Raw genomic sequence first — 20,626 nt, forward strand, 5'->3', positions numbered from 1 at the left:
GCATCCGCTCCTCCTCCGACGCGGAGTCCGCCCTGAGCGGACGTGCACCTCCTGTGGGCGGAAGCACTCAGACAGGCCGGGTATCCTTGGTTTGTGCTCATGTGTCTGACGGCGAGTCACAAAAACGCCTCCTTCGACCTCCTCGAGCGTCTCTCCGGGGGCGCCGGGGCCGTTGCGCAACGCATCACGGACCACTCCGAATGCGTCACAGGTGCCGTCGTCATCTCGACCTGCAACCGGTTCGAGGCGTACATCGATCTCGACGACCCGATCACCGCCGGCCAGCAGGTCGGCGTCGAAGCGGCGACGGATGCCATCAGCGCCGCGTCCGGTATCCCCGCAGACGAATTGCGTGCCACCTGGAACGTCCACACCGACGAAGACGCCGCCCGCCACCTCTTCGCGGTGTCTGCAGGACTGGAATCCGTCATCGTCGGCGAGGGTGAAATCGCCGGACAGGTGCGCCGTTCGCTCGAGACCGCTCGCGAAGCAGGAACCACCACGAGCGACCTGGAGCGCCTGTTCCAGCGCGCATCGCAGACTTCTCGCGGCGTGAAGAACAACACGCCGCTCGGCCGCGCCGGCCGGTCGATCGTGCGGCTCGCCCTCGATCTCGCTGAGAGCCGCATCGTCGACTGGTCCGCCGTTCGGGTCCTCCTCATCGGCACCGGAGCATACGCAGGTGCGAGCCTCGCCGCCCTGCGCGACCGCGGGGTCACCGATGTCGCCGTCTACTCACCGTCCGGTCGCGCCGCCAAATTCGCCGCGAGCCACGCCATTCGCGCGGTCGAACAGGATGCTTTCGCTCGCGAAGCCGCAACGGCGACCATCATCGTGACGTGCACGACGGCATCCGGTTTCGTCCTCGATGCCGCAGCGCTGACCGCCGGCCGCCTCGCCGCGCTGCCGGCGTTCGAGCAGGATGACACCCCCGGCTGCCCGGTTCACGCCGAAGCCGGCCAGCTCGTGATCGACCTCGGGCTTCCCCGCAACGTGGACCCGGACGTCGCTGGCGTGCACGGCGTCGACCTGCTCGACCTCGAGACCATCCGCATCCACGCGCCGCTCGAAGAGCTGCAGGCCACCGACCACGCCCACGCGATCGTCGATCGTGCCGCGCGCAAGTTCGTCTCGGTTACCCACGAGCAGAGCCTCGCGCCCGCTGTCGTCGCCCTCCGCAAGCACGCACACGAGCTCCTCGAGTCCGAGATCGCCCGGGTCGCTCCCCGGGACCCGAACGGTGTCGCCGAGCAGGCGCTTCGGCACATGATGGGCCGCCTGCTTCACGCACCTACCGTTCGCGCCCGCGACCTCGCTCGCGCCGGCGATGCCCAGCGCTACCTCGATGCGCTCGATGCGTTGCTGGGCCTTGCGGTGGAGTCGGACGAGGTCGCCGACCTCGAGGCCGGCGAAGCGGCATCCTGAGCTGACCCTCGCGCGGCCGTCTCGTGCCGCGCCGTTGCCACTTTTGGCTGATCAGCACGTTGCGTTGCCACTTTGGGCTGACAAACGCGCCGGCTTGCAGCCAAACCCGGCAACGCAATGCTTCTTGCGGCCACCGCCAACGCAAAACGCCCGCCCACGAGGTGTGGGCGGGCGTTCGAGCGTGCGGCGCTTAGAGGTTGTCGTAGTTGATCGAGCCTGCGGTGCCGAGCGCTGCAAAGAACAGCACGATCCCGATGATGATGATTACCAGCGACAGGATGCCGAGGACGATCGCGATGATCGCGAGGACCCTGCCCTGCTCACCGGTCTTCTTGATCTGGTTGAGTGCGATGAAGCCGAGGATCGCGGCGATGATGTTGAAGCCGAGAACGGCGCCAGCGATCGAGACGATCGACAGGACGTTCCACTTCTGGCTCTGCTGACCGGGCTGGCCGTAAGCCGGTGCACCGTACTGCGGTGCCTGCTGCGGAGCGTTGTACTGGGGTGCCCCGTACTGCGGAGCCTGCTGGCCCTGGCCGTAGGGCTGGTTCGAGCCGGCCGGGGGTACTGATGGTGTGTTGTTGTCAGTCATAGTGCTCCTTCGTAAGCCGGGTTCCAGACTGGCAGCGACCCGTACGGGTGTCAATTACATCCGGGGGGTGTGGCATGGGCAGAACTACCCGCTTTTTCGCGGATGTGATGGATCGCGCGGTCGGAGCGGCCGCGCGATGTCGATCGGCCCCGCGAATATGCACGTCAGGGGATGCCGCCGGTCCCTCGCATGATCTGAGCGGAGTACCCGCTCGATTCGGCGTCCGTCTTCGCCGCGTCAACCGCTCGAGGGTCGTGTCTGGCGGGATCGGACCACGATGACAATCGCCGGAACCTCACTTCGCGGCGGATGAGCACGGCCAGCGCGACGACGACAGCGACGCCGGTGAGTCCGGCGATGACGAGCAGAACAACGTCCATGGTGCTCCTTGGGTTGCCGAGTGTGTCGAATTCTAGAAATTCTGGCCGTCGTCACGGGCGAATCGAGCCGCAACGGCGTGGGCTTCGCCTTCGACTCGTTCCCTCGGCATCGTGGTCGAGCCGGGCTCGGAATCGTACCGGCGCTCGCGTGCGTCACGGATGCCGAGCACCACCAGGAGGGCAACGAGGCCGATGCCTGCGGCGATGAGAATGGCGGCGATGACAGGGTCCATGCGAGCTCCTTCGTTGTCGCCACCCTACGGGCTGGGTGCCGCAATCGAAAGCGCGAAGGCCGCCCCCGCGTGAACGGGGACGGCCTTCGCACGACGGAAGCGACCGGGGCTAAGCGCCCTTGAGCCGCTCAGCGAGGTACAGGTAGAGCTTGTCGATCGACACGCGCTCCTGCGCCATGGTGTCGCGATCGCGAACGGTGACCGCGTGATCCTCGAGCGAGTCGAAGTCAACGGTGACGCAGTACGGCGTGCCGACCTCGTCCTGGCGGCGGTACCGGCGGCCGATAGCACCGGCGTCGTCGAAGTCGATGTTCCACGTCTCGCGCAGTTCGGCAGCAATCTTCTTCGCCACCGGAGAAAGGGCTTCGTTGCGGCTGAGCGGAAGGACCGCCGCCTTCACCGGCGCGAGGCGCGGGTCGAGCTTGAGCACGGTGCGCTTGTCGGTGCCGCCCTTCGCGTTCGGCACTTCCTCCTCGTGATACGCGTCGACGAGGAACGCCATGAGCGAGCGGGTGAGCCCGGCCGCGGGTTCGATGACGTAGGGAACCCAGCGTTCGTTCTTGCCCTGGTCGAAGAACGACAGGTCCTTGCCGGAGTGCTCCCCGTGAGTGGTGAGGTCGAAGTCGGTGCGGTTGGCGACACCCTCGAGCTCGCCCCAGTCTCCGCCGGTGAAACCGAACTTGTACTCGATGTCGACAGTGCGCTTTGAGTAGTGCGAGAGCTTCTCCTGCGGGTGCTCGAACAGACGCAGATTCTCCGGGTCAATGCCGAGATCGGTGTACCAGTTGAACCGGTAGTCGATCCAGTACTGGTGCCACTCTTCATCCGAGCCGGGTTCGACGAAGAACTCGAGTTCCATCTGCTCGAACTCACGGGTGCGGAAGATGAAGTTTCCGGGAGTGATCTCGTTGCGGAAGCTCTTGCCGATCTGGCCGACGCCGAATGGCGGCTTGATACGGGATGCCTGAAGCACGTTCGCGAAGTTGACGAAGATTCCCTGCGCGGTCTCCGGGCGCAGGTAATGCATGCCGGACTCGTCCTCAACCGGACCGAGGTAGGTCTTGAGCATCATGTTGAAGTCGCGCGGAGGAGTCCACTCGCCGCGGGTTCCACAGTTGGGGCAGGCGATCTCGAGCATCCCGGTTTCGGGCGCACGGCCCTTCTTCTCTTCGAATGCCTCGAGCAGGTGGTCCTCACGGAACCGCTTGTGGCAGCTCAGGCACTCGACGAGCGGGTCGGTGAAGACGCCGACGTGGCCTGATGCTTCCCAGACCTTCTTCGGCAGGATGACGCTCGAGTCGAGGCCGACGACGTCGTCACGGCGGGTGACCATGTACTTCCACCACTGGCGCTTGATGTTCTCTTTGAGTTCGACACCAAGGGGCCCGTAGTCCCAGGCGGATCGCGACCCTCCGTAGATCTCACCGGCCTGGAAGACGAAGCCGCGGTGGCGGGCAAGGGCGATGACTGAGTCGAGACGGCTGGATGCTGCCACTGTGGCTCCAAATACGAAAAACGGCCCGTGCCGGCTGCACGGACTCCCCCAGCTTAGCCGCGACGCGCCTGCAGCCTGCCCACTGCCCGTCTGCTCCAGAAGCACGCGGGCAGCGCCGGCAACCGGCATCCCGGGCATCGAAATCAACCCTCCGGATGCCGTCAGCGAGCGCCCGTAGACTGGCCCGATGGCCGAAACGAGCACCTCTGAGTTCCGATCTCATGAGCGTGTGACCGTCGTCGCGGAAAGCGGCATCCGCACCGGGCCGGGTTTCATCCTCCTGCACGGAATCGGCATGGGCCGGCACTACTGGGGCGCGCTGACCGAGACGCTCGGCGAGCACGGCCGAGTGTATGCGCTCGACCTCCCCGGCTTCGGCGACGCCCCGGAACCCGAGGACCCGCTCGAGATGCACCAGGCCGGTGACCTCATCGCTGAGCTCGTTGACAGCCTTGGCATCGAGGATCCGGTGCTCGTTGGCCATTCGATGGGATCGCAAGTCGCCGTCGAGGCGGCGGCGCGGCATCCGGAGGTCTTCACGCGCGTGGTGCTCATCAGCCCGACGGTGAACCCGGAGGAGCGTGGAGCGCGAATCCAGGCGCTGCGCCTCGTGCAGGACCTGTGGGGCGCTCGCCTGCGGGTTCTGGGATACGGATTCGTCTATTACGTCAAGGCCGGGCCGCGCTGGTACTTCAAAACGCTGCGAAAGATGATGAACCACCGGGTCGAGGACACGCTGCCGCGCGTGCAGGCCGACACGCTCGTTATCCGCGGAAGCGACGACCTGCTGTGCCCGAGGGGCTGGGTCGACCGGATCGTCGGGACGGTTCCCCTGGCGCGACTCGTGGAGGTTCCGGGAACGGGACACGAGGTCATGATGACCAACGGGCACGAGGTGGGCGCCCTAATTGCCGGCCACGCGGAAGGACGAGGATGAACGAAATCCTGCGCAAGCTTGGCGTCTGGGCCCTGGACTATGTCGACGCGGGTGTCGTGCACGTGCGGTCGGTGATCCGCTGGCGGGTACCAGAGGAGTTCGCGATCGGTGAACCCGGCAGACCGACCATCGTGCTCATCCCCGGGGTCTATGAGCGCTGGGCGTTCCTCCGCGAGATCGCCGAGCGGCTCAACGCCGCCGGCTACCCGGTGAGTGTCGTGCACGGCCTCGGCTACAACCGGCGCCCCGTCGTCGACACCTCTGAACGCCTCGCGCGCGCCCTGTCGAGGGTGGCCGCGAATCCGGCGGGCCGGCTGATCGTTGCCCACAGCAAGGGCGGCCTTGTCGGAAAGCACCTCCTCGTCACCGAGGCGGACCGGCTTCACCTGCGCGGGCTCGTCGCAATCTGCACGCCGTTCGCCGGCTCACGGTACGCCCGCTACGTGCTCGGCCAGACCCTGCGGGCGTTCAGCCCGACGAACGAGACCATCGTGAGCCTCGGCAGCAACTCGAGCGTCAACGCATCCATCGTCTCGATCTTCGGCGGCTTCGACCCACACGTTCCCGACGGCTCGGTGCTCGCCGGTGCCACCAATGTCAAGCTGCCGGTCGACGGGCACTTCCGCATCCTCCGGAAACCGCGGACCCTCGATGCGGTCGCCGATGCGGTCGACCTGCTGGTGCGTTCATCGGAGGCCGCCGCCATGGTCGGCCCCACTGCCGCAGAGGCATCTGACATCGCCGGTGTCGCCGACGTCGTCGCCGACGGCAGTGAACGCACCGCGTGAGCCAGCTCCCCGACATCCTCGTCGCAGCGGTCGCCCTGATCCGTGACCGACGGATGCTCATGGTCACCGCCCGCGGACGCGACGTCGTCTATCTCCCCGGCGGCAAGCTGGACGCCGGCGAATCGCCCGCGGATGCCGCCGCCCGCGAAGCGCGCGAGGAGGTCTCGATCGAGCTCGTCCCCGGCTCGGTGCGCGAGCTGTTCACCGTGGTGACGCAAGCCCACGGCGAGCCGGACGGTCGTCAGGTGCGCATGGTCGTCTTCGCCGCCGACTCGCTCGACGAACCACAGCCGAGCGCCGAAGTGAGCGAGGTGCATTGGGTCACGACCGCGGACCTCCACCGCTGCCCGCCCGCAGGTTCCGAGGTGCTGCGCCGGCTGGCAGAGCTGGACCTGGTCGACTGAGGTCGCTTGACGAGCGCAACGATTCGGTTCAGTCGCGCGGTTCCTGAACAAGGCCGCCAGCGGCCGGGTCGAGCTCCTGGAACACAGTGATCTGCAGGTCAGGGGCCTCGAGTCGCGCGTTCAGTGACCGCCACGGCGTCTGGATCGGCGCGGCGACGAGCGTCGCACCCGCCTCGGTGAGGTTCTGGGTGGTGGCTGCGGCATCCGCCACTTCGAATGCCAGCCGGAACTTCGGCGCGACCGGCCGCCCCACCTCGACCTCGTCGATCATGCGCTTCTGTGCCGGGTTGATGATCTCGAGCGTTGCGCGGCCGGCATCGAGGATCATGACGCGCGCGTCGCCGTCGCCCTCGAAGGCCGCCTCTTCGTCGAGCCCGAGGGCGTCGCGGTAGAACGCGATCGCGGCGTCGTGGTCTTCGACCTCGACGACCAGTCGCATTTGCAGAACCTTGCTCATGGTGATTCCTTTGCACTCGATGCGGCCGCGAGCGGCCTTACTCGACTACCGTACGATGCGGCCGCGAGCGCCCCGTGAGCGGATGCCGCGGCTTGCTCGGTCGGGAATGGTCGAATCGCACGGCGAACTCTCGCCATGTGTGACCGAGCAACGTGTGCGAACCACCGAAAGCGACCGAGCAATCAGCTCGCGTCAGTGGATGTACTCAGCCATGTCGAGGCCCAGCGTGTGCATTGCGTCATAGACGGCGAGCCGGGTGGAGAGATCGGTGTCGGCGAACGACACGGCCACCGAATAGGCCACGCCTGCCCGCGGCCCGCGTACGACTCCTGCGTCGGCGCGCACGCCGGCATCCGCCCCCGTCTTGTTGAACATCTGGATGCCGTGATCCCCGGCACGGTGCGCGAGCGGATCCATGCCGAACGCAGACGCCACCATCGAGAGGTCGGTGTTGAGCGACAGCCACCCCGCGACCCGCTGGCTCGTTGCCGCGTCGACGATCTCGCCGCGGGCGAGCGCCGAGAACAGCCAGGCGATCTCCTTCATCGAACCCACGGAGAGGTGCGGTGCGTCGTCCGGGCCACGCTGGTCGCGCACCCGGTCGAGCAGCGCGGTGCGCTTGAGCCCGATCGACTCGGCACGATTGCGGACGGCATCGAGGCCGATGAGGCGCAGAAGCACATTGGTGGCGAGGTTGTCGCTGGTCGCACCGATGAGTGCTGCGAGGTCCGCGACGGGAAGCGAGGGCGCCTGCAGGTGCTGCCAGATGCCGGAGTCGCCGACCGAATCCTGTGATTCGCGATCGAGGATCGTGAGGGCAGCGAACTCGGTGTCGTTCAGCCGGGCGGCGACCTCGATGAGAAGCAGCACTTTGCCGATCGACGCCGTCGGCATGACGACGTAGTCGTCGACGCTCAGGAGTTCGGCACCCGTGGCAAGGTCCGTCGCTCGCGCCGAAACCTGAACACCGTTGCGGGCAAGAAAGCCGAGTGCCTTGAGGCTCCGGGCGAACGTCTCGGCCGGCTCGGCCGACCGGTGTCTGGCGCGTCGACGTTCCCGTTGCCGCGTGCGGCTGTACGAGGGCTGCGATGCAGCGGGTTGTTGCGTCGACGGTACCACTGGCCTGATCTCCGTTGAGTGACCGGCTGGTCGATGGGACGCACCATACCGATCACAGATTGCTCTGGTCCGGCCGATTCTCGCGACGCTCGTCTTCAACGAGAAACGTACGGGCGGTTCGCGGTGGCCGTCTCTCCAGTATCGCAGACGAATCGCGCCGAAAACGAGGCTCCTACCAGATGGTCACGCGCTCGGACGGGTCGAGCCAGAGTGCGTCGCCGGGTGTGACGCCGAACGTCTCATAGAACTCGTCGATGTTGCGCACGATCTGGTTGCAGCGGAACTCATTCGGTGAGTGCGGGTCGATCGCGAGCAGTCGGATCACCTCTTCATCACGACCCTTCTGCTGCCAGGCCTGCGCCCAGGAGAAGAAGAAGCGCTCGGCACCCGTGAGCCCATCGATCACCGGGGGTTTCTCCCCTCGGAGGGAGAGCAGGTACGCCTTCCACGCGATCGAGAGGCCACCGAGGTCGCCGATGTTCTCGCCGATCGTGAGGGCACCGTTGACGTGGTGGTCGGGCACCTGCGCCGGAGCGAGGGCGTCGAACTGGGCGATGAGATTCGCCGTCCGCTTCTCGAACGCTTCCCGGTCTTCGGCGGTCCACCAGTCGGTGAGCTTGCCGTCTCCGTCGTACTTCGAGCCCTGGTCGTCGAAGCCGTGCCCGATCTCGTGCCCGATGACCGCACCGATCGCACCGTAGTTCGCCGCGGCATCCCTGCCTTCATCGAAGAACGGGAACTGCAGGATCGCCGCGGGAAACACGATCTCGTTGAATCCGGGGTTGTAATACGCGTTGATCGTCTGGGGGGTCATGAACCATTCCTCGCGATCGAGGGGCTTGCCGATTTTGCCCAGTTCTCGGGAGAACTCGAACTGGCTTGCCCGGCGCACGTTGCCGATGAGGTCGGAGCGTTCGACGTCGAGCGTGGAGTAATCGCGCCACTTCGACGGGAAACCGATCTTCGGCGTGAACTTTTCGAGCTTCTCGAGCGCACGGGTGCGGGTGTCGTCTCCCATCCAGTCGAGCGTCGCAATCGACTGACGGTACGCCTCGACGAGGTTGGCGACGAGAACATCCATCGATGCTTTCGCCTCCGGCGGGAAGTGCCGCTCGACGTAGATCTTGCCGACGGCTTCACCGAGCACGCCCTCGACGAGCGAGACACCGCGCTTCCAGCGGTCGCGAATCTCCGGGGTTCCGGAGAGGGTCTTTCCGTAGAACTCGAAGTTGGATGCCACGAATTCGCCGGACAGGTACGGAGCGGCTCCGTGAATCACCTTCCAGGCCAGCCAGTCCTTCCAGGCATCGAGCTGGTCGGGCACGAGCAGCGGCGCGAGGTCGGAGAAGAAGCTGGGCTCGCGGACCACGATTTCGTCGAAGGCACCTTCCGGGGCGCCGAGGTCTTCACGCCACGCATCGAGCAGGTTGCGGCTACCACCCGTGCTGGCGAACAACGTTGCCGCTTCGTCCCAGGTGTAGAGGTTGTACGTGGCTTCGCTGTCACGGGTGCGCACGTTGTCCCAGTGCACGGCAGCGATCGCCGTCTCAAGGTCGAAGACCGACCGTGCCCGAACGGCCGCATCCCGGAACTGGGCGCCGCCGTGAACGCCGTCGGCGACGAACTCGAACAACTCCTGAATGTGAGCGACATAAGCGGTGCGGATCGACGCGAATCGGTCCTCGCGGTAGTAGCTCTCATCGGGCAACGAAATGCCGCCCTGCTCGACGAGAACGAGGTAGCGCTCGGGGTTGCCAGGGTCATTGTCGACGTAGAGCTGGAAGAATCCACTGACGCCGGCCCGGTCGAGCTGCGCCGTGGTGCGGACCAGCTGCTCGATCGACGTGATGCTCTCGATTGCGGCGAGCTGCGCGGCGATCGGCGTCGCCCCGAGCGCCTCGATCAGGTCTTCGTCCATGAAGCTCGCGTACAAGTGCCCGACCTTTTGCTGCTCAGGGTCGGTGGTGTCGTTGTCCGGAGCATCCTGTGCCTCGAGAATGATCGCCTGCACGTTCTTCTCGGCTTCCTCGGCGAGCATATGGAATGATCCCCACCGCGCCTTGTCGGCGGGAATGTCGGTGCGATCAAGCCACTGTCCGTTGACGTGGCGGTACAGATCATCCTGCGGGCGCACCGCCGGATCGAGTTCGTCACGCAGAATGCCGGAGGGAAGAGCAACGTCAGTCATGTTTCCACCCTAGGAGACAGCTGGCGGTTCTGTTCCGTCTCTTCCGCGCGCCACCCGGTCAGTCGTCGCGCTCGAGGGTGCCGATCTCGTCGCCGTCGCTGTTACGAACGCTGAGTTCGTCGTCGTCGAGGAGGACCGCGGAGACAGCATCCCGCAGCCAGGTGTCGACGCCTTCGCATGCCATGAGCGTTCCTGCGAGGTTCTCGAGGCTGACGGTTTCGTCCGCGAGTGACCAACCGCCGACGAGCCGATTACAGCCGTCGCTGCCCGCGAGAGTCCCACCCTCGTCGAACGTGAGGTGCGGCTCGCGCTCGTCGGTCGACCCCCACGTTCCGAGCAGGCTCTCTTCGGTGAGTGCCGGAACAGCCGGGTCCTCATCCGGAGACGCATCCCGCGGCGACGAGCCCGAGCCGCCGGCCGTCGCGCAGGAGGTGAGCATCAACGCCGCAGCACCGGCGACAGCGAGTGTTCTGAAAATTCTCGATGGGACGCGCTGCCGGACCATGGCCAACCTCCGAAGGCCTGACCAGTCTGGCCTGAGCCTGATGGCCGTCAGCCTAGACCCCATTCTGACCGTGATCTAGCCACCGGCCAGATCGCGGCGACGGAAGAACACGGATGCCGCGGCACCGGTGACAAGCGCCAACATGACCATGACGATTCCGGCGCTCCAGTCAGTATCCGTTCCCTGCGGCTCCGGGCTGTGCCGGAACGGCGAAAGATCGACCGCCCAGTCCGGCAGGCCGACCAGGGGTCCGAAGATCCCGAGAAACATCGCGAGGCCGAGCCCGCCCCACGCGATGCCGGCGGTGAACCGCGGCACGAGCGCCCAGGCCAGGGCGGCCGCTCCCAAGAAGAGCAGGGCAGCAGGCACCTGCACCGCAGCGGCCAGCACAGCATGGGCACTGTTCTCCCGCACTCCAACGACGAAAGCGGCGACGACGGATGCCAGGGCGCCGGCGGTGACGACGGCCAGCACCGCGACGGCTCCGACGATGAGATAGCTGCCGAGCCAGCCGAGCCGCGACAGTGGCGTCGCCAGCATCAGCGCACCGGTTTCCCCCGCCTCTTCCTGACGCAACCGGATGATCGCCTGGATTCCGCCCGCTGCCGCGAGGATTCCGACGAGCGAGAAGATCACCGTCGTGAACGCTTCCGCCAGATCGGCGCCGCCGGTGAGTCGGGTCAATTCGTCGGAGATCACGCTCCCACCGAGCGTCCCGTCGTCGAGAGCCGGGGCGAGCGCCCCGCCGAAGATCCCGAACACGGCACCCCCTGCGGCCCACGCGACGATTGACGGCCACTGCAGACGCCACGCCAGGCCGACCGGACCAGCGAGCGACCTCCGCGCGGCCGGCCGGCCGATGCCGACAGCGACGACGCTCGCACCGGCATCCCTCCGAGCGAGAAGGAGGGCGGCGACCCCCAGAAGCACAGCGGCAACCGCGAGGCTCACGAGTAGCGGGGCGAGCGCGTTCTCGGTGAACGGCCGCGTGCGATTCGCCCAGCCGATCGGCGACAGCCACGCCGGCCACGCGCTGTCGACCCGCACACCATCGTCCGAGACCGTGCCGAACGCGTCGCCGAGTCCGCGCAGCAGATACGAGATCAGCACGACCCCGACCCCGACGCTGTTGGCGGCCCTGGCGCTCGGCATCAGTTCGGATGCCACGAGGCCGACGGCGAGGAACGTGACGCCGGTCGCGGCGAGCGCCAGCCCGGCCACCACGGAACCGGCCGCGTCGAGACCGGCGACGGCGAAGCATCCGCTGACCGCGACGAAGAGAACGAGGTTCACGCCCAGTCCGTAGACGAGGGTCGAGAGCGCGGGCGTCCACCGTGCCGCCGGCGTGGCGGCGATCAGCGCGGCACGACCGCTGTCCTCCTCAGCGCGGGAGTGCCGGACGGCGAGGAAGGTGTTCATCAGCCCGACGAGGATGCCGAGAAAAGAGAACAGGGTGAAGACCAGGACGGCGTCGACGTCGGTGCCCTGCGGCGCTCCGCGCAGGAACAGGATCGCGGGGTTCGCGGCGGCGAGGCTGATGAGTGCCGTGCGTTCCGCGACCGAGCCGAAGGAGTCCTGCAGCCCGACGACGGCCAGCACGATGAGTGCGGCGAAGGACCCGATCCACGCCGGAATCTGTACCCGGTCGCGGCGCAGACGATGCCAGACGAGGAGGCGGAGAGCGGTCATTGACTCGCCTTGCCCAGTCGCGCCTCGCGTCTCGTCCGCGGCGTTGCGGTCGGCTTCTCGTCGCCGTAGTGGCTGAGAAAGAGCTCCTCGAGCGACGGCGGGGTGATGGTGAGCCCGCGGACGCGGAGGGCGGCAAGGGCGGGGAGAACGTCGACGAGTTCGTCGCTGTCCGCGGTGAAGTGGGCTCGCGTTCCGTCGAGAACGAGGTCGGAGCTCCGCGGAAGAGAGCGCAGGTCGCTCTCGTCGAGACCCTCGAGCGCGAACGCCACATCGGTGCGGGTGAGGTGTCGCAGGTCGGCGAGCGTTCCGGTCTCGACGATGCGGCCGGCGCGGATGATGCTCACCCGGTCGCACAGCTTCTCCACCTCGCTGAGGATGTGGCTCGAGAGAAGCACCGTGGATCCGGCCGCGACCGCCTCCGTGAGCTCCCGCCGGAACACCACCTCCATCACCGGGTCAAGCCCGGACGTCGGTTCGTCGAGCAGGTACAGCCCGGCCGGAACCGCGAGGGCGGCGATGAGCGCGACCTTCTGCCGGTTGCCGGTGGAGTAGGTGTGCCCCTTGCGTGACGGGTCGAACGAGAACGCATCGATGAGGTGGGCGCGACGGGCGGCATAGGCCTGCGGGTTCCGGATGCCGCGGAGTCGGCAGAGCAGGTCGATCGCCTCACCGCCGGTGAGAGTGGGCCAGAGCGGAACCCCCGCCGGGACGTAGGCCATGCGGGTGTGGAGCGGAACGGCATCCGTCCAGGGATCCCGGTCATAGACCGTGACCGATCCGGACGTCGCCCTGGCGAGCCCGAGCAGGATCTTGATGGTGGTGGATTTGCCCGCCCCGTTGGGGCCGAGGAAGCCGTGGATCTCACCGCCGGAGACCTCAAGGTCGAGTCCGTCAAGCGCGCGGACGGATCCATAATTTTTCCGCAGGTCGTGCGTGGAAATGACCGTGCTCATGGCACCGGACATTACCCCCGTGCTTGTCGGTTGTTAAGGGGGGAGCTCAGGCATCCTCGTCGAGGATCACCAGGCAGAACGGATGCCCCGCCGGGTCGAGATACACGCGGAAGTCGCTCTCGCGGTAGCCGGCGTCGGTCGCCCCGAGTGCGAGCACCTGTTTCTCGGCGAGGTCGATGTCGTCGACCTTGACGTCGAGGTGCAGCTGCTGCGGAACGAGCTGTCCGGGCCACTGCGGCGGCGTGTACGGGTCGACGAGCTGGAAGGCGACGCTCGGCGCCCCGGTGACCGGCGCGATCGTCACCCAGTCGGCCTCGTTGTCGACCCGTTCCATGCCGAGCAACTCCTCGTAGAACGACGCCAGGCGGTCGGGGTCAGGGCAGTCCAGAACGATGCTGTGCAGTTCTCCGATCATGGCCGGAAGACTACTCGCGCCCGTAAGGGCTCGGGAACCCCGGCACACCCTCGAATTGCCACAATCTGCTGGAGCGGCGATCGATTCTCCACATCCTGTCGTTCATCGGTGCGCCGAGGAGCGTTTCGTGCGGAGTCGACCGCGTCAGCGCCGAACCCGTCCAAGGCTAGGCTCGGTCGAGTGAGTACCGTGAACCGCGACATCCTGCGTCTCGCGGTCCCCACCCTCGGCGCGCTGATCGCCGAACCGCTGTTCCTCCTCGCTGACTCCGCCATGGTCGGGCACCTCGGGATCCCGCAGCTCGCCGGCCTCGGCATCGCGAGCGTCGTGCTGCAGACGATCATCGGCCTCATGGTCTTCCTCGCCTACGCAACGACACCTGCCGTCGCCCGCAAACTCGGCGCGGGTGACGAACGCGGCGCGGTGTCTGTCGGGATCGACGGCATGTGGCTCGCGCTCGGCCTCGGTGCAGTGCTCGCGATCTGCGGCTGGATCGCAACACCCGCCCTCATCTCACCGTTCGGTGCGTCACCGGATGTCATGGGCGAGGCATCCGTGTATCTCTCGATATCGATGGCCGGGCTCCCGGCCATGCTCCTCGTCTTCGCCGGGACGGGACTGTTGCGCGGACTGCAGGACACACGCACCCCGCTCATCGTGGCGACGGTGGGCTTCGGGGCGAACATCGCGCTCAACTACGCTCTCATCTACGTTCTGAACTTCGGCATCGCCGGGGCCGCTCTCGGAACGGTGCTCGCGCAATGGGGAATGGCCGCCGTCTATGTTGTCGTAGTGCTGCGTCACGCCCGCCGGACGAAAGCGACCATCCGGCCGCACCGCGAAGGCATTTCAGGCTCCGCGCTCTCCGGCGGCTGGCTGTTCGTGCGCACGGTGAGCCTCCGTGCCGCGATCCTGCTCGCGACGTTCGTCGCAACGGACATCGGTACGGCCGAGCTCGCCGGCTTCCAGATCGTGATGACGCTGTTCACGTTCACCGCGTTCGCGCTCGACGCGCTCGCGATCGCCGCCCAGGCCCTTATCGGCAAGAACCTCGGTGCCGCGGACACCGCGCTCGTCCGCATGGTCCTCACCAGATGCCTGCAGTGGGGAGTCGGGGCTGGTGTGGTGCTCGGACTCGTCGTCGTCGCCACCTCGGGAGTCGCCGGCGTGCTGTTCACCGGTGACCCCGAACTCGCCCGGCTTCTCATGCCGAGCCTCGTGATCCTCGGGATCAGCACTCCGCTGGCCGGCTTCGTCTTCGTCCTCGACGGCGTGCTGATCGGGGCGGGTGACGCGCGCTACCTCGCACTCACCGGCATCCTCAACGTCGCTGCGTTCGTGCCGCTCGCGCTGGGGGTCCTCCTGGCGGCACCGGCGGGCGCGAGCGGACTGGCGTGGCTCACGGCGGCGTTCGCTCTCGGTTACCTCGCTGCCCGCGGCGTCACCCTCGGCCTCCGGGCTCGCACCACGGCCTGGATGCGGACCGGCGCGTAGGTCACCGAACGCCCGACAGGCGCATTCGGGCCGCTGGTGCGTTCAACAGGCGCAGACAGGCCCTTTTCGCCGGCGGCACCTGCTGAACGTGCACACGCGCCCGGGCTGGCAGACTCGGCTCATGCCTGTTCGCATCGTCGTCGCCCACGGCTACCTCGCGTCGCCCGAAAAGCACTGGTTCCCGTGGCTGGTCGAGCAGTTCGACCCCGGCGTCGTAAGGGTTCCCGCCCTGCCATCTCCGAAGCATCCGCGGCCTGGACCGTGGGTGAACACGCTCCGGGATGCCGTCCGCCCGGTCGACGACGACACGATCCTCGTCGCGCACAGCCTCGGTTCGATCACCACGCTCCGGCTGCTCGAGGCACTGCCGCGACCGTGGACCCTCCGCGGCCTCGTGATCGTCTCCGGGTTCGCCCAGCCGCTGCCCAACCTGCCCCAGCTCGACGCGTTCACCGCGGAACCGGTGAACTTCGCTGCCATCGCCCAGAGCACGCGTTCGATCCACGTGTTCGGCTCCGACAACGACACCACTGTCGCGCCGCCGATCACCGCTGCCCTCGCGAACGAGCTCGGTGCCCCGCTCACGATCCTCCCTGGCGGCGGGCACTTCGTCGAACGCCAGGGCTGCCGGTCCATCCCCGAACTGCTGCCGGTACTCCACGACATGGTCGCCGGCGGCTGACCCGCGTGGCATAACCGAATCGTCATCAGGACGCAAGAGGATGCCGCATCCCGCGTGCCCCTGACAGCATCGAAGACGCACCCACATTCCGATGTCGACGACCAGGAGGACCAGCGCATGGCTGCAGACCAGTACGCATTCGAAGACCCAACCAAGAAATACGCCGACATCGACACCCCCGAGCAGTACCAGGAGGGGTCAGGACTCGATGCCGACCTCGTCGAGAAGGCCGACCGGGGCGAGAAGTCCTACCGGGGTACCGGTCGACTCGAGGGGCGCAAGGCGCTCATCACCGGCGCCGACTCCGGGATCGGCGCTGCCGTCGCCATCGCGTTCGCCCGTGAAGGCGCCGACGTCGCGATCTCGTACCTGCCCGAGGAGGAAGAGGACGCCCAGGAGATCGTGTCGCTCATCCAGGAGGCCGGACGCAAGGCTCTCGCGCTGCCCGGCGACCTGACGGATTCCAGCTACGCCAAGGGAATCGTCGAGCGCACCGTCGAGGAGTTCGGCGGAATCGACATCCTCGTGAACAACGCCGGAAAGCAGCAGTACGTCAACGATCTGGCCGATCTCAGCGACGCACAGTTCGACGAGACGTTCAAGACCAACGTCTACGCCATGTTCTGGACGACGAAGGCGGCGCTCGCACACCTGAAGCCAGGCTCGACGATCATCAACACGTCGTCGATCCAGGCCTACTCGCCGTCTGAGCATCTCGTCGACTACGCGACGACGAAGGCTTCGATCAACGCGTTCTCGAAGGCGTTGGCGCAGCAGCTTGCCCCGAAGGGCATCCGGGTCAACGTCGTTGCACCGGGCCCGATCTGGACGCCGCTGCAGACGGCGGGCGGCCAGCCCTCCGAGGCGCTGCCGGAGTTCGGCGAGCAGACCCCGCTCGGCCGCGCCGGTCAGCCGGCGGAACTGGCTCCCGCCTACGTGTTCCTCGCGTCGGGCGAGTCGAGCTACGTCTCGGGCGAGACGCTCAACGTGAACGGCGGGATGCCCACGCCGTAGGGCGCGCGCCCTTTCACTCGATACGGACGAAGGCACCCGGTACGCCGGGTGTCTTCGTCCGTTGTGCGTGATTTCGCGACTTCGAGCCACCCGCGCGGCCGACGGCATCCACCGATCGGTTGATGCCGGATTCAGTCGAACGTCCGCTACCGCCGGAGGCTCGACACGGGCACTCTTGAAGCATGAACTCCAGCAGAGCGCCGCACGGCGACAACATCGTCGAGGTCGAGAACCTCGGTAAGCGCTACGGCAGCCTCACCGCCGTCGACGACGTGAGTTTCGAGATCCGTCGCGGGGAGACGTTCGCGCTCCTCGGTCCCAACGGTGCGGGCAAGTCGACCACGATCGAGATCCTCGAAGGCTACCGCGACCGCTCGAGCGGATCGGTGCGCGTCCTCGGTGTTGACCCGCAGAAGGGCGGCCTCGCCTGGAAGGCCCAGCTGGGCATCGTCCTTCAGTCCAGCGCCGAAGCCGCTCACGTCACCGTCCGTGAACAGCTCGAGCAATTCGCCGCGTACTACGACTCTCCACGAGACGTCGACGAGGTCCTCACCGCCGTCGGCCTCACCGAGAAGGCGAAGACCCGCATCGCCAAACTGTCCGGCGGCAACGCCGTCGCGTCGACGTCGCCCTCGGCGTGATCGGCCGACCCCAGCTGCTGTTCCTCGACGAGCCCACCACCGGGTTCGACCCCGAAGCGCGCCGCCAGTTCTGGGAGCTCATCCGGTCGCTCAAGGCGGACGGCACCACGATCCTCCTCACCACCCATTACCTCGACGAAGCGGCACAACTCGCCGATCGGGTCGCCGTCATCGCCGGCGGCACGCTGGTCGAAATCGGACCGGTCGACACGATCGGTGGGGCAGAAGCCCGGATCCCCGTCGTCCGGTGGCGCGACGACGCGGGGCTGCACGAAGAACGCACGCTCGAACCCGCGGCCTTCGCCTCCCGCCTCTTCGCGGCCACCGGACGCGAACCGCGTGACCTCGAAATCCTGCGCCCGAGCCTCGAGGACGTGTACCTCGGACTCGTCGGCGCAAACGACCGGATGCCGCATGCCGCGGCTTCCGAAGGAGAACCGACCCATGTCTGAGACCACTCTCACCCGGCCGCCCCTTCCGACGGGCGTCACTCCGCTGTCCCGTGGTCGCACGCTGCGGCTCGGGCTCAAGCGCATCGCCTACGAGGTCCGTGTCTACTTCCGTGTCGGGGACCAGGTGTTCTTCACCTTCCTCTTCCCGGTGGTGATGCTCTCGATCTTCGCGACAGCGTTCTCCACGAGCGGCAACATCGGGACGAATCCGGACGGCAGCGGTGGCATCACCCAGGGCGCGTACTTCCTCCCGGGAATGGTCGCGGCGGGCATCCTGCTCTCCGGCGTGCAGAACCTCGCCACCGACATCGCGATGGAGAAGAGTGACGGCACACTCAAGCGACTGGGAGGCTCACCCCTCCCCGTGGTCAGCTACTTCATCGGCAAGATGGGCCAGGTCTTCGTGACCTCCCTCGCACAACTGGTGCTGCTGTTCCTGGTCGCCCGGATGCTGTTCGCCATCGAGCTGCCGACCGAGCCCGAGAAGTGGGCGACGTTCGCGTGGATCTACCTTCTCGGCATCCTCACGTGTGCCGTGCTCGGCATCGCACTCTCGGCCGTCCCGCGCACCGGCAAGAGCGCAGGAGCCGTCATCATCCCGATCGTGCTGGTGCTGCAGTTCATCTCCGGTGTCTACCTGATGTTCACGATGCTCCCCGAGTGGCTGCAGAACATCGCCAGCCTGTTCCCGCTCAAATGGCTGGCCCAGGGGATGCGATCCGTGTTCCTGCCCGAGAGCTTCGCAAGTCTCGAACAGCACGGAGGCTGGGACCTCGACGCGGTCGCGCTCAACCTGCTCATCTGGTGCGTCGTCGGGCTGGTGCTCTGCCGCCTCACCTTCCGCTGGATCCGCAAGGACTCCTGAGCCGACGGCACCCGGCACAACCCATCGATGAGAAGTACGAGAGAGTAGTTTCGTGACCAGTCCGAAGTGGTGGGACCTCGCCCTCGTTGCGACCGTCCTCATCGTGGGCATAACGGTCGCATCGGTGAATGACGGAATCGGGCGCTGGGGCGCCTGGGCAGCCTTGGCGACGCTTATTGTCGTCTACGTCGCCTTCGGCCGCCGGCTCATCGGCGCCGAGGAACTGAACCCGCGGCCGACGCTCGCCGCATCCCTCTCGCTCCAGACCCTGCTCGCGCTCACGGTCGCGGCAGGATCGGCGTTCGAACCGAACGTCATCACCGCCCAGATCTTCATCTTCCCCCTGCTGTGGGTGGTGTCGCTCTCGACGAAGCAGGCCGTCCTCGCCAATATCGGAGCCGCGGCCGTCATCGCCGTCGGCTTCGTCATCGGCCTGAGGGAGGGCCAGGACGGTATCGTCCAGGGCATCTTCGTCGGCGGGCTCTCGCTCGGGTTCAGTCTCGCCCTCGGGCTCTGGATCAGCCAGATCGCCGCCTACGGTGACGAGCGGCAGCGCCTGCTCGTGGACCTGCAGGCCGCCCAGGGTGAACTCGAACTGCTCAGCAGGGATGCCGGGGCGACCGCCGAGCGGGAACGCATCGCCCGCGAGATCCACGACACGATCGCGCAGAGCCTCACGAGCGTCGTGATGCTGGCCCAGCGCGCTCGGCTCGAACAACCGACGGCGGAGTCCACGCTCGAGATGATCGAGTCCACGGCGCGGGAGGCCCTCGGCGAGGCCCGAGCCCTCGTCGCTGTCAACGCCGGGCTTCCCGGCGACGACGCGTCGCTCGGTGAGACCCTGCACCGACTCGCCGAGCGGTTCCGGCGTGAGACGGGAGTGATCGTCACCGCCCACATCGACGCGATCACCCTGCCCCGCGATCTCGAAGTCGTCCTGCTCCGCTGCGCCCAGGAGGGCCTCGCGAATGTGCGCAAGCACGCCAACGCGGGCGCAGCATCCGTCACCATCGAACAGCACGCGGATGCCGTCACCCTCACGATCGAGGACGACGGCAGCGGGCTCGGTGAACTCCGCGACACGATCGAGCACGGCTTCGGGCTCTCCGGCATGCGCGATCGGGTCGGACTCGTCGGTGGGCAACTGAGGATCTCAGACGCCGCATCCGCCACGTCAACAGGGACGCGGCTCGAGGTCACGATCCCGCTCGTGAGGGAGACGTCGCGATGACGGGCATCCGTGTGATCGTCGCCGACGACCACCCGATCGTCCGATCAGGGATCGCTGGGCTGTTGTCACTCGCCGACGACATCGACGTGGTTGCCGAAGCGTCCAACGGTCGAGAGGCGGTCGCGCTGGCCCAGGAGCTCACGCCGGATCTCGTGCTGATGGACCTGCGGATGCCGGTGGCCGACGGCCCGGAATTCGACGGCGCCGCCGCGACCGCGCGCATCATCGAAACGGTGCCAGGCACCCGCGTTCTCATTCTCACGACGTACGAGACCGACGACCACATCCTCGGCGCGATCGAGGCAGGTGCGAGCGGGTACCTGCTCAAGGCAGCGCCGCAGGAAGAGATCCTCGCGGGCGTCCGCAGTGTCGTCGGCGGACAGACGGTGCTCGCGCCCGGCATCGCCGCGAAACTCGTCTCGCGCATGCGGCAGGATGCAGCGGTTCCCCGGCCCCGCCTCAGTGAGCGGGAACTCGATGTGCTGCGCCTCGTTGCGGCGGGTAACAGCAACGCGTCAGTTGCCGGCCGCCTCTTCATCAGCGAGGCGACGGTGAAGACGCACCTGCTTCACGTGTTCGAGAAGCTCGGCGTCTCCGACCGCACCCGCGCGGTGACGCTCGCCCTCGAACTCGGCCTGCTCTGAGTCCAGGTCCGGCCGTACCATGA

The 20,626-nt window shown here is 67.0% G+C and carries 21 protein-coding genes and 1 pseudogene; 11 read left to right on the forward strand and 11 right to left on the reverse strand.

What is annotated here, in order from left to right; genetic code table 11:
- The first annotated feature begins 93 nt into the window (after nucleotides 1–93).
- Nucleotides 94–1,425: a glutamyl-tRNA reductase gene (locus tag D9V29_RS08895; RefSeq protein WP_121672964.1), complete on the forward strand. Its 1,332-nt coding sequence runs from the start codon at nucleotides 94–96 to the stop codon at nucleotides 1,423–1,425.
- A gap of 190 nt (nucleotides 1,426–1,615) precedes the next feature.
- On the opposite strand, the gene D9V29_RS08900 is transcribed toward D9V29_RS08895, so the two are convergent.
- The 4 genes from D9V29_RS08900 to D9V29_RS08915 form a co-directional block, all read right to left on the reverse strand.
- Nucleotides 1,616–2,017: a DUF4190 domain-containing protein gene (locus D9V29_RS08900; RefSeq protein ID WP_121672965.1), complete on the reverse strand. Its 402-nt coding sequence runs from the start codon at nucleotides 2,015–2,017 to the stop codon at nucleotides 1,616–1,618.
- Between the two features lie 164 nt (nucleotides 2,018–2,181).
- A complete protein-coding gene (locus tag D9V29_RS08905) occupies nucleotides 2,182–2,397 on the reverse strand; it encodes a hypothetical protein (protein ID WP_121672966.1) in 216 nt (71 codons plus the stop codon).
- 32 nt (nucleotides 2,398–2,429) lie between these two features.
- The gene (locus D9V29_RS08910; RefSeq protein WP_121672967.1) at nucleotides 2,430–2,630 is read right to left on the reverse strand and encodes a hypothetical protein; all 201 of its coding nucleotides are present in this window, start codon (nucleotides 2,628–2,630) and stop codon (nucleotides 2,430–2,432) included.
- A 109-nt stretch (nucleotides 2,631–2,739) separates the two neighbouring features.
- The gene (locus D9V29_RS08915) at nucleotides 2,740–4,125 is read right to left on the reverse strand and encodes a glycine--tRNA ligase (RefSeq protein WP_121672968.1); all 1,386 of its coding nucleotides are present in this window, start codon (nucleotides 4,123–4,125) and stop codon (nucleotides 2,740–2,742) included.
- Between the two features lie 187 nt (nucleotides 4,126–4,312).
- On the opposite strand from D9V29_RS08915, the gene D9V29_RS08920 reads away from it, so the two are divergent.
- Genes D9V29_RS08920 through D9V29_RS08930 form a run of 3 tightly spaced genes read left to right on the forward strand, consistent with a single transcriptional unit; the run spans nucleotide 4,313 to nucleotide 6,254 of the window.
- On the forward strand, nucleotides 4,313–5,062 hold the full coding sequence (locus D9V29_RS08920) for an alpha/beta fold hydrolase (protein WP_121672969.1): 750 nt from the start codon (nucleotides 4,313–4,315) through the stop codon (nucleotides 5,060–5,062).
- Entirely contained in the window at nucleotides 5,059–5,850 is a 792-nt protein-coding gene (locus D9V29_RS08925; RefSeq protein WP_121672970.1) for an esterase/lipase family protein, read from the forward strand. The genes D9V29_RS08920 and D9V29_RS08925 overlap by 4 nt, the downstream gene beginning before the upstream one ends.
- Nucleotides 5,847–6,254 (forward strand): NUDIX hydrolase, encoded by a 408-nt coding sequence (locus D9V29_RS08930; protein WP_121672971.1) that lies wholly within the window; start codon nucleotides 5,847–5,849, stop codon nucleotides 6,252–6,254. Before D9V29_RS08925 ends, D9V29_RS08930 begins: the two co-directional genes overlap by 4 nt.
- Before the next feature lie 28 nt (nucleotides 6,255–6,282).
- On the opposite strand, the gene D9V29_RS08935 is transcribed toward D9V29_RS08930, so the two are convergent.
- The 7 genes from D9V29_RS08935 to D9V29_RS08965 all read right to left on the reverse strand — a co-directional run bounded on the left by D9V29_RS08935 (nucleotide 6,283) and on the right by D9V29_RS08965 (nucleotide 13,580).
- Nucleotides 6,283–6,711: a VOC family protein gene (locus D9V29_RS08935; protein ID WP_220699940.1), complete on the reverse strand. Its 429-nt coding sequence runs from the start codon at nucleotides 6,709–6,711 to the stop codon at nucleotides 6,283–6,285.
- A 192-nt stretch (nucleotides 6,712–6,903) separates the two neighbouring features.
- Complete coding sequence (locus D9V29_RS08940) at nucleotides 6,904–7,830, reverse strand: serine hydrolase (RefSeq protein ID WP_121672972.1); 927 nt, start codon at nucleotides 7,828–7,830, stop codon at nucleotides 6,904–6,906.
- A gap of 172 nt (nucleotides 7,831–8,002) precedes the next feature.
- A complete protein-coding gene (locus D9V29_RS08945) occupies nucleotides 8,003–10,018 on the reverse strand; it encodes a M13 family metallopeptidase (protein WP_121672973.1) in 2,016 nt (671 codons plus the stop codon).
- A gap of 58 nt (nucleotides 10,019–10,076) precedes the next feature.
- The gene (locus D9V29_RS08950) at nucleotides 10,077–10,523 is read right to left on the reverse strand and encodes an META domain-containing protein (protein ID WP_183084965.1); all 447 of its coding nucleotides are present in this window, start codon (nucleotides 10,521–10,523) and stop codon (nucleotides 10,077–10,079) included.
- 75 nt (nucleotides 10,524–10,598) lie between these two features.
- Nucleotides 10,599–12,212 (reverse strand): ABC transporter permease, encoded by a 1,614-nt coding sequence (locus D9V29_RS08955; RefSeq protein WP_121672975.1) that lies wholly within the window; start codon nucleotides 12,210–12,212, stop codon nucleotides 10,599–10,601.
- Nucleotides 12,209–13,165 carry an ABC transporter ATP-binding protein gene (locus D9V29_RS08960; RefSeq protein ID WP_121673038.1) on the reverse strand — a complete coding sequence of 319 codons (957 nt, stop codon included), beginning with the start codon at nucleotides 13,163–13,165 and terminating at the stop codon, nucleotides 12,209–12,211. The genes D9V29_RS08955 and D9V29_RS08960 overlap by 4 nt, the downstream gene beginning before the upstream one ends.
- Before the next feature lie 46 nt (nucleotides 13,166–13,211).
- Complete coding sequence (locus tag D9V29_RS08965; protein WP_121672976.1) at nucleotides 13,212–13,580, reverse strand: VOC family protein; 369 nt, start codon at nucleotides 13,578–13,580, stop codon at nucleotides 13,212–13,214.
- Nucleotides 13,581–13,760: 180 nt separating this feature from the next.
- On the opposite strand from D9V29_RS08965, the gene D9V29_RS08970 reads away from it, so the two are divergent.
- The 7 genes and pseudogenes from D9V29_RS08970 (at nucleotide 13,761) to D9V29_RS09000 (ending at nucleotide 20,603) form a co-directional block, all read left to right on the forward strand.
- Nucleotides 13,761–15,074 carry an MATE family efflux transporter gene (locus D9V29_RS08970; protein ID WP_121672977.1) on the forward strand — a complete coding sequence of 438 codons (1,314 nt, stop codon included), beginning with the start codon at nucleotides 13,761–13,763 and terminating at the stop codon, nucleotides 15,072–15,074.
- 121 nt (nucleotides 15,075–15,195) lie between these two features.
- Nucleotides 15,196–15,756, forward strand: coding sequence for an RBBP9/YdeN family alpha/beta hydrolase (locus D9V29_RS08975; protein ID WP_121672978.1), 561 nt, complete (start codon nucleotides 15,196–15,198; stop codon nucleotides 15,754–15,756).
- Nucleotides 15,757–15,873: 117 nt separating this feature from the next.
- On the forward strand, nucleotides 15,874–16,770 hold the full coding sequence (locus D9V29_RS08980; RefSeq protein ID WP_121673039.1) for a glucose 1-dehydrogenase: 897 nt from the start codon (nucleotides 15,874–15,876) through the stop codon (nucleotides 16,768–16,770).
- A 182-nt stretch (nucleotides 16,771–16,952) separates the two neighbouring features.
- A pseudogene (locus D9V29_RS08985) lies at nucleotides 16,953–17,863 on the forward strand (ABC transporter ATP-binding protein).
- Nucleotides 17,856–18,728 carry an ABC transporter permease gene (locus D9V29_RS08990; protein ID WP_121672979.1) on the forward strand — a complete coding sequence of 291 codons (873 nt, stop codon included), beginning with the start codon at nucleotides 17,856–17,858 and terminating at the stop codon, nucleotides 18,726–18,728. The pseudogene D9V29_RS08985 and the gene D9V29_RS08990 overlap by 8 nt, the downstream one beginning before the upstream one ends.
- 52 nt (nucleotides 18,729–18,780) lie before the next feature.
- The gene (locus D9V29_RS08995; protein ID WP_121672980.1) at nucleotides 18,781–19,959 is read left to right on the forward strand and encodes a sensor histidine kinase; all 1,179 of its coding nucleotides are present in this window, start codon (nucleotides 18,781–18,783) and stop codon (nucleotides 19,957–19,959) included.
- A complete protein-coding gene (locus D9V29_RS09000) occupies nucleotides 19,956–20,603 on the forward strand; it encodes a response regulator (protein ID WP_121672981.1) in 648 nt (215 codons plus the stop codon). The genes D9V29_RS08995 and D9V29_RS09000 overlap by 4 nt, the downstream gene beginning before the upstream one ends.
- Nucleotides 20,604–20,626 lie beyond the last annotated feature (23 nt).

The sequence above is a fragment of the Mycetocola manganoxydans genome, assembly GCF_003667545.1.
Classification (GTDB): Bacteria; Actinomycetota; Actinomycetes; order Actinomycetales; family Microbacteriaceae; genus Mycetocola_A; species Mycetocola_A manganoxydans.

Bases quoted from the DNA above. Each gene is read 5' to 3' on its own strand.
- D9V29_RS08900 (WP_121672965.1), bottom strand. From the start codon at position 2,017: ATGACTGACAACAACACACCATCAGTACCCCCGGCCGGCTCGAACCAG.
- D9V29_RS08905 (WP_121672966.1), bottom strand. From the start codon at position 2,397: ATGGACGTTGTTCTGCTCGTCATCGCCGGACTCACCGGCGTCGCTGTC.
- D9V29_RS08910 (WP_121672967.1), bottom strand. From the start codon at position 2,630: ATGGACCCTGTCATCGCCGCCATTCTCATCGCCGCAGGCATCGGCCTC.
- D9V29_RS08920 (WP_121672969.1), top strand. From the start codon at position 4,313: ATGGCCGAAACGAGCACCTCTGAGTTCCGATCTCATGAGCGTGTGACC.
- D9V29_RS08925 (WP_121672970.1), top strand. From the start codon at position 5,059: ATGAACGAAATCCTGCGCAAGCTTGGCGTCTGGGCCCTGGACTATGTC.
- D9V29_RS08935 (WP_220699940.1), bottom strand. From the start codon at position 6,711: ATGAGCAAGGTTCTGCAAATGCGACTGGTCGTCGAGGTCGAAGACCAC.
- D9V29_RS08945 (WP_121672973.1), bottom strand. From the start codon at position 10,018: ATGACTGACGTTGCTCTTCCCTCCGGCATTCTGCGTGACGAACTCGAT.
- D9V29_RS08950 (WP_183084965.1), bottom strand. From the start codon at position 10,523: ATGGTCCGGCAGCGCGTCCCATCGAGAATTTTCAGAACACTCGCTGTC.
- D9V29_RS08955 (WP_121672975.1), bottom strand. From the start codon at position 12,212: ATGACCGCTCTCCGCCTCCTCGTCTGGCATCGTCTGCGCCGCGACCGG.
- D9V29_RS08960 (WP_121673038.1), bottom strand. From the start codon at position 13,165: ATGAGCACGGTCATTTCCACGCACGACCTGCGGAAAAATTATGGATCC.
- D9V29_RS08965 (WP_121672976.1), bottom strand. From the start codon at position 13,580: ATGATCGGAGAACTGCACAGCATCGTTCTGGACTGCCCTGACCCCGAC.
- D9V29_RS08975 (WP_121672978.1), top strand. From the start codon at position 15,196: ATGCCTGTTCGCATCGTCGTCGCCCACGGCTACCTCGCGTCGCCCGAA.
- D9V29_RS08980 (WP_121673039.1), top strand. From the start codon at position 15,874: ATGGCTGCAGACCAGTACGCATTCGAAGACCCAACCAAGAAATACGCC.
- D9V29_RS08990 (WP_121672979.1), top strand. From the start codon at position 17,856: ATGTCTGAGACCACTCTCACCCGGCCGCCCCTTCCGACGGGCGTCACT.
- D9V29_RS09000 (WP_121672981.1), top strand. From the start codon at position 19,956: ATGACGGGCATCCGTGTGATCGTCGCCGACGACCACCCGATCGTCCGA.